The organism is Streptomyces sp. Alt3 (assembly GCF_030719215.1).
In the GTDB taxonomy this organism is placed as follows: domain Bacteria; phylum Actinomycetota; class Actinomycetes; order Streptomycetales; family Streptomycetaceae; genus Streptomyces; species Streptomyces glycanivorans.
Map to the genome: position 1 here is coordinate 1,085,114 of NZ_CP120983.1, position 12,900 is coordinate 1,098,013.

At 68.6% G+C, this 12,900-nt stretch carries 9 protein-coding genes; 8 read left to right on the plus strand and 1 reads right to left on the minus strand.

Going from position 1 to position 12,900, the window contains the following annotated elements:
* Nucleotide 1: 1 nt before the first annotated feature.
* The 7 genes from P8A20_RS04850 (at nucleotide 2) to P8A20_RS04880 (ending at nucleotide 8,731) form a co-directional block, all read left to right on the plus strand.
* Nucleotides 2-2,014: an ethylmalonyl-CoA mutase gene (locus P8A20_RS04850; RefSeq protein WP_147960213.1), complete on the plus strand. Its 2,013-nt coding sequence runs from the start codon at nucleotides 2-4 to the stop codon at nucleotides 2,012-2,014.
* Nucleotides 2,011-2,985 (plus strand): HpcH/HpaI aldolase/citrate lyase family protein, encoded by a 975-nt coding sequence (locus P8A20_RS04855; RefSeq protein ID WP_147960212.1) that lies wholly within the window; start codon nucleotides 2,011-2,013, stop codon nucleotides 2,983-2,985. The genes P8A20_RS04850 and P8A20_RS04855 overlap by 4 nt, the downstream gene beginning before the upstream one ends.
* Nucleotide 2,986: 1 nt before the next feature.
* Complete coding sequence (locus P8A20_RS04860; RefSeq protein WP_147960211.1) at nucleotides 2,987-3,514, plus strand: MaoC family dehydratase; 528 nt, start codon at nucleotides 2,987-2,989, stop codon at nucleotides 3,512-3,514.
* A 2-nt stretch (nucleotides 3,515-3,516) separates the two neighbouring features.
* Nucleotides 3,517-4,722, plus strand: coding sequence for an acyl-CoA dehydrogenase family protein (locus P8A20_RS04865; protein WP_147960210.1), 1,206 nt, complete (start codon nucleotides 3,517-3,519; stop codon nucleotides 4,720-4,722).
* Nucleotides 4,723-4,904: 182 nt separating this feature from the next.
* Nucleotides 4,905-5,552, plus strand: coding sequence for a phosphatidylserine decarboxylase (locus tag P8A20_RS04870; RefSeq protein WP_014153043.1), 648 nt, complete (start codon nucleotides 4,905-4,907; stop codon nucleotides 5,550-5,552).
* A 22-nt stretch (nucleotides 5,553-5,574) separates the two neighbouring features.
* On the plus strand, nucleotides 5,575-6,393 hold the full coding sequence (gene pssA, locus P8A20_RS04875; protein WP_014153044.1) for a CDP-diacylglycerol--serine O-phosphatidyltransferase: 819 nt from the start codon (nucleotides 5,575-5,577) through the stop codon (nucleotides 6,391-6,393).
* Nucleotides 6,394-6,595: 202 nt separating this feature from the next.
* A complete protein-coding gene (locus P8A20_RS04880; RefSeq protein ID WP_306102940.1) occupies nucleotides 6,596-8,731 on the plus strand; it encodes a SpoIIE family protein phosphatase in 2,136 nt (711 codons plus the stop codon).
* A 126-nt stretch (nucleotides 8,732-8,857) separates the two neighbouring features.
* Here the strand turns inward: P8A20_RS04880 and P8A20_RS04885 are convergent, their stop codons facing one another.
* Nucleotides 8,858-10,213 (minus strand): glycoside hydrolase family 5 protein, encoded by a 1,356-nt coding sequence (locus P8A20_RS04885; RefSeq protein ID WP_306102941.1) that lies wholly within the window; start codon nucleotides 10,211-10,213, stop codon nucleotides 8,858-8,860.
* Between the two features lie 281 nt (nucleotides 10,214-10,494).
* Here P8A20_RS04885 and P8A20_RS04890 point away from each other — a divergent pair, with 281 nt between their 5' ends.
* Complete coding sequence (locus P8A20_RS04890; protein ID WP_306102942.1) at nucleotides 10,495-12,864, plus strand: galactose-binding domain-containing protein; 2,370 nt, start codon at nucleotides 10,495-10,497, stop codon at nucleotides 12,862-12,864.
* The last annotated feature ends 36 nt before the right edge of the window (nucleotides 12,865-12,900 follow it).

Genomic DNA, 12,900 nt, shown 5'->3' on the forward strand with positions numbered 1-12,900 from the left:
GATGACCGAACGTCAGAAGGACCGTCCGTGGCTCATGCGGACGTACGCCGGTCACTCGACCGCCGAGGCGTCCAACGAGCTCTACCGGCGCAACCTCGCCAAGGGCCAGACGGGTCTGTCGGTCGCCTTCGATCTGCCCACGCAGACCGGCTACGACCCCGACCACGTCCTCGCCCGCGGCGAGGTGGGCCGGGTCGGCGTGCCCGTCTCGCACCTCGGTGACATGCGGCGGCTGTTCCAGGACATCCCCCTGGAGCAGATGAACACCTCCATGACGATCAACGCGACCGCGATGTGGCTCCTGGCGTTGTACCAGGTGGTCGCCGAGGAGCAGGGCGCGAACCCCGACAGACTCCAGGGCACGACGCAGAACGACATCGTGAAGGAGTACCTGTCGAGGGGGACGCACGTCTTCCCGCCGGGCCCGTCGCTGCGGCTGACGACCGACATGATCACGTACACGGTCAACCGCATCCCGAAGTGGAACCCGATCAACATCTGCAGCTACCACCTGCAGGAGGCGGGGGCCACCCCCGTCCAGGAGATCGCGTACGCCATGTCGACGGCCATCGCGGTGCTCGACGCCGTACGGGACTCGGGGCAGGTGCCCGAGGAGCGGTTCGGGGACGTCGTCGCCCGCATCTCGTTCTTCGTGAACGCGGGTGTCCGCTTCATCGAGGAGATGTGCAAGATGCGCGCCTTCGGGCGCATCTGGGACCAGGTCACGCGCGAGCGGTACGGCATCGAGAACCCCAAGCAGCGCCGCTTCCGCTACGGGGTACAGGTCAACTCCCTGGGACTCACCGAGGCTCAGCCTGAGAACAACGTCCAGCGCATCGTGCTGGAGATGCTGGCCGTCACCCTCTCCAAGGACGCCCGCGCCCGCGCCGTGCAGCTGCCCGCCTGGAACGAGGCCCTGGGGCTGCCGCGCCCCTGGGACCAGCAGTGGTCGCTGCGCATCCAGCAGGTGCTCGCGCACGAGAGCGACCTGCTGGAGTACGAGGACATCTTCGCCGGCTCGCACGTCGTCGAGGCGAAGGTCGACGAGCTGGTCACCGAGTCGCTGGCCGAGATCGACCGGATCCAGCAGATGGGCGGCGCGATGGCCGCCGTGGAGTCCGGCTACCTCAAGTCGGAACTGGTGTCCTCGCACGCGGCACGACGGGCCCGGATCGAGGGCGGCGAGGAGAAGATCGTCGGCGTCAACATCTACGAGACGACCGAACCCAACCCGCTGACCGCCGACCTCGACGCCGCGATCATGACGGTGGACCCCGAGAACGAGGCGCGGGTCGTCGCCGCGCTGCACGAATGGCGCGACAACCGCGACGAGTCCCGCGCCACCGAGTCCCTGACGGCCCTGAAGAAGGCCGCGGCGGGCACGGAGAACATGATGGAGGCGACCGTGGAGTGCGCCCGGGCGGGCGTCACCACGGGCGAGTGGGCCTGGGCCCTGCGTGATGTGTTCGGTGAGTTCCGGGCACCGACCGGCGTCTCCTCCGCTCCGGTGGCCGTCGCCGCCGAGGCGGGCACACCGCTCGCGCAGGTCCGCGAGAAGGTCGCCCGCACCGCCGAGGACCTGGGGGTCGGACGGCTGCGCCTGCTGGTCGGCAAGCCCGGTCTGGACGGGCACTCCAACGGCGCCGAGCAGATCGCCGTGCGCGCCAGGGACGCCGGCTTCGAGGTGGTCTACCAGGGCATCAGGCTGACGCCCGAGCAGATCACCGACGCCGCCCTGGCGGAGGACGTGCACTGCGTCGGTCTGTCCATCCTGTCCGGCTCGCACGCCGAGCTGGTGCCGGACGTGCTGGGCCGGCTGCGTGACGCCGGTGCGCCGGACATCCCGGTGATCGCCGGCGGCATCATCCCCCCGGCCGACGCGCACGCCCTCATCTCCGCCGGCGTCGCCGCCGTGTTCACCCCGAAGGACTTCGGCATCACCGAGATCATCGGTCGTATCGTCGACGAGATCCGGAAAGCGAACAAGCTCGACCCTCTGGAGGTCCCCGCATGACTACCCCCTCGTCCCCCGTGAACCGTCTACGTCCGCGCCGTTCGTGTCTGGCCGTGCCGGGCTCGAACCCCCGGTTCCTGGAGAAGGCCCAGGGTCTCCCGGCCGACCAGGTCTTCCTGGACCTGGAGGACGCGTGCGCGCCGCTCGCCAAGGAGGGCGCCCGGCACCACATCGTCGACGCGCTCAACAACGGCGACTGGACGGGAAAGACCCGGGTCGTGCGGGTCAACGACTGGACGACGCACTGGACGTACCGTGACGTCATCACGGTCGTCGAGGGCGCGGGCCCGAACCTCGACTGCATCATGCTGCCGAAGGTCCAGGACGCGCAGCAGGTCGTCGCACTGGACCTGCTGCTGACGCAGATCGAGAAGACGATGGGCTTCGAGGTCGGCCGGATCGGCATCGAGGCGCAGATCGAGAACGCCAAGGGCCTGGTGAACATCGACGACATCGCCGCCGCCTCGCCGCGCGTGGAGACCCTGATCTTCGGCCCGGCCGACTTCATGGCCTCGATCAACATGAAGACCCTGGTCGTCGGCCAGCAGCCGCCCGGCTACCCGGCGGACGCGTACCACTACATCCTGATGCGCATCCTGATGGCGGCCCGCACACACGACCTTCAGGCCATCGACGGCCCGTTCCTCCAGATCCGCGACGTGGACGCGTACCGCGAGGTCGCGGGCCGTGCGGCGGCGCTGGGCTTCGACGGCAAGTGGGTGCTGCACCCCGGTCAGGTCGACGCGGCGAACGAGGTCTTCTCCCCCTCGCAGGATGACTACGACCACGCCGAGCTCATCCTCGACGCGTACGACTGGTGCACCTCGGAGGAGGGCGGCAAGAAGGGCTCGGCGATGCTCGGCGACGAGATGATCGACGAGGCCAGCCGCAAGATGGCGCTGGTCATCGCGGGCAAGGGCCGCGCGGCCGGCATGGAGCGCACCTCCAAGTTCGAAGCCCCGGAGGCCTGACATGCAGTTCGGCCGCACATTTGAGGAGTTCGAGGTCGGTGCTGTCTACAAGCACTGGCCCGGGAAAACGGTCACGGAATACGACGACCACCTGTTCTGCCTGCTGACCATGAATCACCACCCGCTGCACATGGACAGCAACTACGCCGAGCGGACGACGGATTTCAAGAAGAACGTCGTCGTCGGCAACTACATCTATTCACTGCTGCTGGGCATGTCGGTTCCCGATGTCTCCGGAAAGGCCATCGCCAATCTGGAGGTGGAGTCGCTGAAGCACGTCGCGCCGACCTTCCACGGCGACACGATCTACGGCGAGACGACCGTACTCGGCAAGACTCCGTCGAGGTCGAAGAGCGACCGCGGCATCGTCCATGTCGAGACGAAGGGCTACAAACAGGACGGAACGCTGGTCTGCGTGTTCCGCCGCAAGGTGATGGTCCCCACCGAGACGTACATCGAGGAGCGCGGCGGCGAACAGCCCGGCCGCCCCCGGATCGATCAGCCGACGAGCAAGAACGTGGAGAAGTAGCCATGAGCCGACTCGCGCAGACCGCCGGTCTGACGGATGTCCAGCAGGAAATTCTCTCCACGGTCCGGGATTTCGTCGACAAGGAGATCATTCCTGTCGCCACCCAGCTGGAGCACCGCGACGAATATCCGACGGAGATCGTCGAAGGACTCAAGGAACTCGGCCTGTTCGGGCTGATGATCCCGGAGGAGTACGGCGGCCTGGGCGAGTCGCTCCTCACGTACGCGCTGTGCGTCGAGGAGATCGCGCGGGGCTGGATGAGCGTGTCGGGCATCATCAACACGCACTTCATCGTGGCGTACATGCTCAAGCAGCACGGCACGCAGGAGCAGAAGGACACGTTCCTTCCGCGGATGGCACTGGGCGAGGTGCGGGGCGCGTTCTCGATGTCCGAGCCGGCGCTCGGCTCCGACGTCTCCGCGATCTCGTCGAAGGGCGTCAGGGACGGCGACGAGTACGTCCTCGACGGCCAGAAGATGTGGCTGACGAACGGCGGCTCGTCCACCCTGGTGGCCGTTCTGTGCCGGAGTGACGAAGGACACCCCGAGGGAACCGCTCCGCACAGGTCGATGACGACCTTCCTCGTCGAGAAGGAGGCGGGCTTCGGAGAGGTCCGCCCCGGCCTCACGATCCCGGGGAAGATCGACAAGATGGGCTACAAGGGCGTCGACACGACCGAGCTCATCATGGACGGACTGCGCATTCCGGCCAATCGTGTGCTGGGCGGCACGACCGGCCGAGGTTTTTACCAAATGATGGACGGTGTAGAGGTCGGGCGGGTAAATGTCGCCGCGCGTGGCTGTGGCGTCGCACAGCGTGCGTTCGAACTGGGCGTGTCGTACGCCCAGCAGCGTGAGACCTTCGGAAAGCCGATCGCCCAGCACCAGGCGATCCAGTTCAAACTGGCCGAAATGGCCACCAAGGTCGAAGCCGCTCATGCGATGATGGTCAATGCAGCGCGCAAAAAGGACTCCGGGGAGCGGAACGACCTGGAGGCAGGGATGGCGAAGTACCTCGCCTCCGAGTACTGCAAGGAAGTCGTCGAGGACGCCTTCCGGATCCACGGCGGTTACGGCTTCTCCAAGGAGTACGAGATCGAGCGCCTCTACCGCGAGGCCCCGATGCTGCTGATCGGTGAAGGTACCGCCGAGATCCAGAAAATGATCATCGGTCGCCGGTTGCTCGAGGAGTACCGGCTCCAGGGCTGAAATGTACCTTTCGAGGTGATTTGGTGGCGAAGAACATCACACCCGGTCACCCCTGTCCGGGGCCTTTCAGCTGTCCGACTCGGCTGCTGGCTTGCCCAGTTGCCGCTCGCACCCGATAGCATCGCCGGAAAGCCGCCGTCCCCCCGTTGCCAGCGCGGCATCATCCGCTACGAAGGTCAACCATGCCCGACAGCCAAATCCCTGCAACGCGCGGCGGGGTCCGCCTCGCCCGTGGAGCATCGCCGTGGCTCCTCCCGACCGTCGCCACCGCGGCACTCAGCCTCGCCCGGGCCCGCAAGTCCGGACGCTGGGCCGCCGTGGCCGTGCCCACCACCGCGCTCGCGGCGGGCATGCTGTGGTTCTTCCGTGACCCCGAGCGCGAGATCACCCAGGGTCGCGTCATCTCGCCGGCCGACGGCGTGGTGCAGAGCATCATGCCGTGGAAGGACGGGCGCACCCGCGTCGCGATCTTCATGAGCCCGCTGAATGTTCACGTCAACCGGGCTCCGCTGGCCGGCACAGTGACCTCGGTCGAGCACATCCCGGGCGGATTCGTCCCGGCGTTCAACAAGGAGAGCGAGAACAACGAGCGCGTTGTCTGGCACTTCGACACCGAGCTCGGCGACATCGAGATGGTGCAGATCGCGGGAGCGGTCGCCCGTCGGATCGTCCCCTACATCCCGCAGGGGACGAAGGTGGAGCAGGGCGAACGCATCGGTCTGATCCGCTTCGGCTCGCGCGTGGACATCTACCTTCCCGAAGGTGTCGACGTCGCGGTCGAGGTCGGCCAGGCCACCACCGCGGGGGTGACTCGAATTGACCGTAGTTGATCCTGAGACGCAGGCCGGCTGGGTGCCGGAGGCCGACGAGGAGGACGACGCGGAGGACATGCCGCTCTCCATGCGGCTGTCGATAGCGGACACCCTCACCCTCGGTAACGCCACGTGCGGATTCATGGCGGTGTACTTCACCACCACGGGGATCCTCATCCCCCACCTCACCGGCAGCGACGAGTCGGGCATGGCCCGGCACTCCGCGGCCACCGCGGTGATCCTCATGCTCCTGGCGGCGGTGTTCGACCTCTTCGACGGCCTCGTGGCGCGCAAGCTGCGTTCCTCGCCGATGGGTGCGGAGCTGGACAACCTCTCCGACCTCATCAGCTTCGGCCTCGCGCCGGCGTACTTCGTGCTGGTGTACGGCATGGTCGCGGACGACGCACACCAGCGGGTGTCGGCGCTCGCGGCGATCGTGGTGCTGCTGGCGGTGGTGCTCAGGCTTGCGCGGTTCTCGTGCGTGACCTTGAAGGACGGCATGTTCCAGGGCATGCCGAGCCCCTTCGGAGCGCTCACGGTCGTCTCGATCGTGCTCCTGGAGCTGCCCTTCGTGCCGACGCTGCTCGCGATCATCGGAGTGGCGTGGCTGATGGTCAGCCGGGTCGAGTACCCGAAGCCGCGGGGTGTCCTCGCGGTGGCGATGCTCAGCTGGATCGTGGCAGCGATGGGGCTCCTCGCAGCGTGGGCGTTCGACGCCCCCGGCGGCCAGCTGCTCCTGCAGACCGGCTGCGCGCTCCAGGTGGTCCTGGGGGCGGTGATCCCGCTCTTCGCCACGGCACGGCGGGTGAACACCTTCCGCGACAACCGGCGCGAGGCACGGGCGGCACAGCACCCGTAACCGCGCGTGACACTTCGACGAGGGCCCGGATGCTCCCCAGCATCCGGGCCCTCGTGCGTGCGGCGGCCACGGCCATGGGCACGGTGCGCCCGGGCCCGCTCACCTCGCACAGCCCGGGCCCCCCGCACCGGCGTGATCGTCACCGGGGCACGGCGTCCCCGTGCGGGTGCGCGGCCGCCTGTCACGGGAGACGCTGGAAGGCGTGCAGGACCATGTCACGTCCCTCTCGGCCACGGGTTCGGGCACGGAGCTGCTCGACAGCGCCGTCGCCCACGTGGTGCGCGAGACCGGTGCCTCCGTGGCGATGCTGTACCTGCTGTCGCCGGACGACGCCACACTGCACCTGGCCGTGCTCGCCGGGGTGCCGGGCCAGCTGGCGCATCCGTGGACCCGGGTGCCGCTGTCCGCACCGATACCGGTGGCCGACGCCGTGCGTCTGCGCTGTCTGATCTGGCTCGGCAGCCAGGAGGAGCTCGCACGCCGCTATCCGCGGCCCGCGCTCGTCCTGCCGTACCAGTTCGCACTGGGCGCCGCCCCCATCCACACCGGGTCCACGGCCCGGGGCGGACTCACGCTGCTCTGGCCCGGTTCGCACTCGCCGCACCTGGCACCCGACGAGCGTGAGGCCGTCGTCAAGGGTTGCCACGGCATCGGCATGCTCCTGCAGCAGGCCGAGAGCAGCGGTTACCCGATCCTGCCCGGCACGCAGCCACGGGTGCTGCCCCCGCCGGAACCGGAGGTCCCGGGCCCGGCCGAGGCCACGGCCGTCGCGGAGTTCGTCCGGCGGCTGCCGGGCGGGAGCTGCGCCCTGGCCATCGACGGCACGGTCGTCTTCATCAACGACGCCGCGGCGGGGCTCCTGGGAACCCGGGCCGAGGACGTGCTGGGGACCCTTCCCTGGGACTCGCTCCCCTGGCTGGACAACCCCGCTGTCGAGGACCACTACCGGGCAGCCGTCATCGGCCGCCAGCAGACGTCCTTCACCGTGCTGCGGCCACCGGACCGATGGCTGTCCTTCCATCTGTTCCCGAGCAACACGGGCATCAGCGTCCGGATCGTGCCGACCTCGCGGCCCGGCCCCCGGGACATCCCGGCACCCGCGCTGCCCACCTCCTCCGCGGTGCCCAGCCGGGCCACCGCCCTGTACCACCTGATGCACCTGGCGGCCACGCTCACCGAGGCGGTCGGGACACGGGACGTGATCGAGCTGACCGCCGACCAGCTCATGCCGGCCTTCCGGATACAGACGCTCGTGGTGATGACGTCGGCGGAGGGGCGGCTGAGGATCGAGGGCGCCAGGGGCAGCCGTCCCGCGCTCATGGAGCGATTCGACGGGGCCCCGCTGACCTCCGCCACGCCCGCCGCGCACGTGCTGATGACGGGGATCCCCGACTTCTACCCCACCTTCACCGAGCTGGATCGCGCCTACCCTTCGGCGGGCCTCCGCGACGTGGTGGCCGCCTCCGCCTTCCTGCCGCTGATCGTCTCGGGGCATCCGGTCGGGTCGCTGGTCCTGGCCTACGACCGTCCTCGTTCCTTCGACCCCGAGGAACGCGCGCTGCTGACCTCGATCGCGGGGCTGCTGGCCCAGGCGCTGGACCGTGCCCGGCTGTACGACACCAAGGACCGGCTCGCGCACAGCCTCCAGGCCCATCTGCTGCCCCAGACGCTGCCCGCGATCACCGGGCTGGACGTGGCGGCGCGCTACCTCCCGTCGACCCGGGGCATGGGCATCGGCGGGGACTTCTACGACCTGATCCGGCTGGACGACACCACGGCCGCCGCCGCCATCGGCGACGTACAGGGACACAACGAGAACGCGGCGGCGCTCATGGGGCAGGTCCGCACCGCCGTGCACGCCTCCGCCGGCGCTCCGCCCGACGAGGTCCTGGCACGGACCAACCGGCTGCTCACCGACCTCGACCCCGGCCTCTTCACCAGCTGCCTCTACGTCCATCTCGACCTCGCCGGGCACACCGCCCGTATGGCCACCGCGGGCCATCCCCCGCCGTTGCTCAGGCAGCCGGACGGGCAGACCGAGGTCCTCGATCTGCCGCCCGGCCTCCTCCTCGGCATCGATCCCACGTCCCATTACCCGACGGCCGAGTTCCCGCTGCCTCCCGGCGGGGCGCTCGCCCTGTACACGGACGGGCTCGTGGAGGCGCCCGGGGTGGCCTTCGACGACGCCGCCGCGGATCTGGCCGCACAGTTCGCCCTCGCGCTGGACCAGGACATGGAGTCCGTCGCCGACACGCTCGTGCGGTACGCGAAACGCGCGACCCCGGGTACCGACGACATCGCGCTGCTGCTCATCAACGCCTTGCCGGAGGAGAGCTGAACGTCGCCGGAACAGCCGGTCCGGACACCGTCGCGGTACGGGTGGAGAGCCCTGGGGCGCCGAGGCGGTGGGGTTTCATCGGCGCCCCAGGGCGTTCAGGAGGCGGTGCGCAGGGCGCGGGCGGGCTCAGCCGCCGTACAGGTCGCCCAGGCTGATGCCGGTGGTGCTGCCCTGGCCGCCGAGCCCGACCTCGTGGTCGAGGCTGACGAACTTCCCGCCGGACTGCCACAGGGCGGGCTTGAGCAGCGCGTACTTGGCCTCGTCCCAGGTCGCCCAGTCGTAGCCCAGCAGGCCGCCCGTGTCCCCGGAGTTCGGGTTGATGCACCAGAAGGTCTGATGGATGCCGTTCTCCACGATCAGATCGCGCAGGGCGGTCATCCACTTCTGGTTGGGGCCGTTGTCGAGGTGACCGCCCCACTCACCGATGAACAGAGGTGCGGTGCCGTCCTTGTGCAGGTAGAGCCAGTTGGGGTCCCAGACGTCCCGCTCCAGCGTGGCGCGGCTCCACTCGCCCCGGAACCAGGGCTGCTGGTACACGAGCGGACCGTAGTCGTGCGGGGAGTAGACCAACTGGTCCTGCTGGGCGCCGAGATCGACCGGGTGGTCCTTCGCGCCGCGCAGGTTTCCGCCCCACCACATGCCGTGGTAGTCGGCCGCCGAGGTGGAGGACCAGTTCGCCCCGTCCTTGGGGTAGATCTCGACGCCTTCGCACATGACAAGGACGTGGGGGTTGATCGCGAGGATGCGTCTGCCGGCCGTCTCGCAGGTGTACTTGAAGTTGTCCTGGTCCGTGGAGCCGTCCCACTTCGCCCGGGGACTGTCCGACTGCGTGCCGTGCGGCTCGTTCTTGACGTCCATCGCCACGAGCGTGTCGTCGTCCTTGTAACGGGCGGTCACCCACTCCCAGGCGGAGTAGAACTGCTCGGTGGTGATCGCTCCCTTCCACCACACGGGGTGGACGTGGCCGGAGTTGTCGGCCTCCGCGCTGTGGACGTCCAGCATCACCTTGATGCCGTACTTCTCCGCGACCGCGAGGAAGGCGTCGAACACCTGCAGTGTGGTCCTGTCCTTGAGTTCGGGGTTGGCCCAGGTGTTGACCGCGCTGGACGTCGTGGCCTGCCCGTTCTTCCACTCCAGCAGCAGCTGGGTGGAGATCGGGACGCGGAGGATGTTGATGCCGCGCTCCGCCATCTGCCGGGTGATCGTGTCCAGGTTGGCCGACCAGAGCCCGTGGAAGACGCGCTCGGTCGCGTTGAAACCGAACCAGTTGGCCCCGGTGAGCCAGACCTCGTTGCCCTGCTCGTCGACGATCCTGTTGCCCTCGGTGTGCAGCCAGTCCGTCCCGGCCGCGGCGGTCCGTGCCGCCGGGGCCTCGGATGCCGGCCGCGCGGAGACGGGGCCGGACCCCGTCATCAGCAACGCGACGGCGATCGCCGCGGCGGCCGGAGCCGTACCCAGCCGCATTCTCTTCCATGGCTTCATCCGTTGTCGCCCTTCATGGGGGTGAGGCGGGCAGATCGATGGGAGCGCTCCCATTCCGTTGCCCACATGAAGCCAGCAGGACGGAACGCCTGTCAATGAACATGACAAGCTTCATTTCTTGAAGTCATACGCCCGATGCGCCCGCTCGGTATTCCCGTGTCGAGTCACCTATTTGAGCGATGCAGACGAAATCTTGCGCAGCACCGTGGACTTCTTTACTGAACTACTCCTAGCCTGTGGGGCGTCCGAAGAGCCCCACGAGCCGCAAGGACGACCCACACGTGACCCCACCACCCGCTGGACCACGTCTCCTCCGACGCTCCCTGTCCGCCTCCCTCTCCCTCGCACTGGCCGCCGCGGGCACCGCAGCCGCGGTCGTACTGGCCGGCGCTCCCCCCGCACAGGCCGCCGCGGTAACCGCACCGTCCCCCGTCGGGATATCCGGCCGGGGCGCCACCGTCCCGTTCAAGGAGCAGGAAGCCGAGTACGCCGCCACCAACGGCTCCCTGATCGGCCCCGACCGTCTCTACGGGTCGCTGCCCTCAGAGGCGTCTGGCCGGCAGGCGGTCACGCTCGACTCCGTCGGCGAGTACGTCGAGTTCACGCTCACCGCCCCCGCGAACGCCATGACCTTCCGCTACTCGCTGCCCGACAACGCGGCCGGGACGGGCCGGGACGCCTCTCTCGACCTGCGGGTCAACGGCTCCTCGCTGAAGAGCGTGCCGGTGACGTCGAAGTACGGCTGGTACTACGGGGGTTACCCGTTCAACAACAACCCGGGCGACACCGATCCGCACCACTTCTACGACGAGACCCGGACCATGTTCGGGTCCACCCTGGCCGCCGGTACGAAGATCCGGCTCCAGGTCACCTCCACCGCCGCCTCACCGTCGTTCACCATCGACCTGGCGGACTTCGAGCAGGTCGGCGCGCCGGTCGGCAAGCCGTCGGGTGCGCTGGACGTGGTGAGCGACTTCGGCGCCGACCCGACGGGGGCCGCCGACTCCACCGCGAAGATCCAGGCGGCGGTCGACGCGGGCCGCGGCCAGGGCAAGGAGGTGTACATCCCGCAGGGCACCTTCAAGGTCCAGGACCACATCGTCGTCGACAAGGTGACCCTGCGCGGCGCGGGCCCCTGGTACAGCGTGCTGACCGGCCGCCACCCCACGGACCGCAGCAAGGCGGTCGGGGTCTACGGGAAGTACTCGGCCCAGGGCGGCAGCAGCAACGTCACCCTCAAGGACTTCGCCATCATCGGCGACATCCGCGAGCGGGTGGACAACGACCAGGTCAACGCCATCGGCGGGGCCATGTCCAACTCGGTCGTCGACAACGTCTGGATGCAGCACACCAAGTGCGGCGCCTGGATGGACGGTCCGATGGACGACTTCACCATCAGGAACAGCCGGATCCTGGACCAGACCGCCGACGGGGTGAACTTCCACTACGGGGTCACGAACTCCACGGTGACCAACACCTTCGTCCGCAACACCGGTGACGACGGTCTGGCGATGTGGGCGGAGAACGTCCCGAACGTCAAGAACAAGTTCACGTTCAACACGGTGATCCTGCCGATCCTGGCCAACAACATCGTGACGTACGGCGGCAAGGACATCACGATCTCCGACAACGTCATGTCGGACACCGTCAGCAACGGCGGTGGGTTGCACATCGCCAACCGGTACCCGGGCGTCAACTCGGGCCAGGGCACTGCCGTCTCGGGTACGCACACCGCCGCCCGCAACACCCTGATCCGCACGGGGAACAACGACTTCAACTGGCGGTTCGGCGTCGGCGCGATCTGGTTCAGCGGTCTCAACGAGCCGATCAACGGTGCGACGATCAACATCACCGACAGCGAGATCCTGGACAGCTCCTACGCCGCGATCCACCTGATCGAGGGCGCGAGCAACGGGCTGCACTTCGACAACATCAAGATCGACGGGGCCGGTACGTACGCCCTCCAGATCCAGGCCCCGGGCACGGCCTCGTTCAACAAGGTCGTCGCCACGCACATCGCCCAGTCCAACCCGATCCACAACTGCGTCGGAAGCGGCTTCCAGATCACCCAGGGCACCGGCAACTCCGGCTGGTACGCGAACCCGCCCGCCTGCACCGGTGTCTGGCCCGCCCCGGTGTGGACCAACGGCGGTGTCCCCGGGGGCGGCGGCGGCCCCACGGACCCGACAGACCCGACCGACCCCCCGGACCCGACGGATCCGCCCGAGGAGACGGGCAACCTCGCTCAGGGGCGCCCCGTGACGGAGACGGGCCACGCCGACGTGTACGGCGCGGGCAACGCGGTGGACGGCAACGCCGACAGCTACTGGGAGAGCCGTAACAACGCCTTCCCGCAGTCCGTCACCGTGGACCTCGGCGCCGCCAAGTCGGTCGGGCGGCTGGTGCTCAAGCTGCCACCGGCCGCCGCCTGGGCGACGCGCACCCAGACGATCGGTGTGACGGGCAGCACCGACAACTCCGCCTACAACTCGCTGAAGGCTCCGGCGGGGTACACGTTCAACCCGTCGAGCGGTAACACCGCGACGGTGACGCTCACCGGAACCCCGGTGCGGTACCTGCGGCTGACGTTCACCGCGAACACCGGTTGGCCGGCGGGCCAGCTGTCCGAACTGGAGGCCTACACCAGCTGATCGCGCACACGGACGGGCCCGGCCTCAGCAGGCCGG

Bases quoted from the DNA above. Each gene is read 5' to 3' on its own strand.
- P8A20_RS04850 (WP_147960213.1), top strand. From the start codon at position 2: ATGACCGAACGTCAGAAGGACCGTCCGTGGCTCATGCGGACGTACGCC.
- P8A20_RS04855 (WP_147960212.1), top strand. From the start codon at position 2,011: ATGACTACCCCCTCGTCCCCCGTGAACCGTCTACGTCCGCGCCGTTCG.
- P8A20_RS04860 (WP_147960211.1), top strand. From the start codon at position 2,987: ATGCAGTTCGGCCGCACATTTGAGGAGTTCGAGGTCGGTGCTGTCTAC.
- P8A20_RS04865 (WP_147960210.1), top strand. From the start codon at position 3,517: ATGAGCCGACTCGCGCAGACCGCCGGTCTGACGGATGTCCAGCAGGAA.
- P8A20_RS04870 (WP_014153043.1), top strand. From the start codon at position 4,905: ATGCCCGACAGCCAAATCCCTGCAACGCGCGGCGGGGTCCGCCTCGCC.
- P8A20_RS04885 (WP_306102941.1), bottom strand. From the start codon at position 10,213: ATGAAGCCATGGAAGAGAATGCGGCTGGGTACGGCTCCGGCCGCCGCG.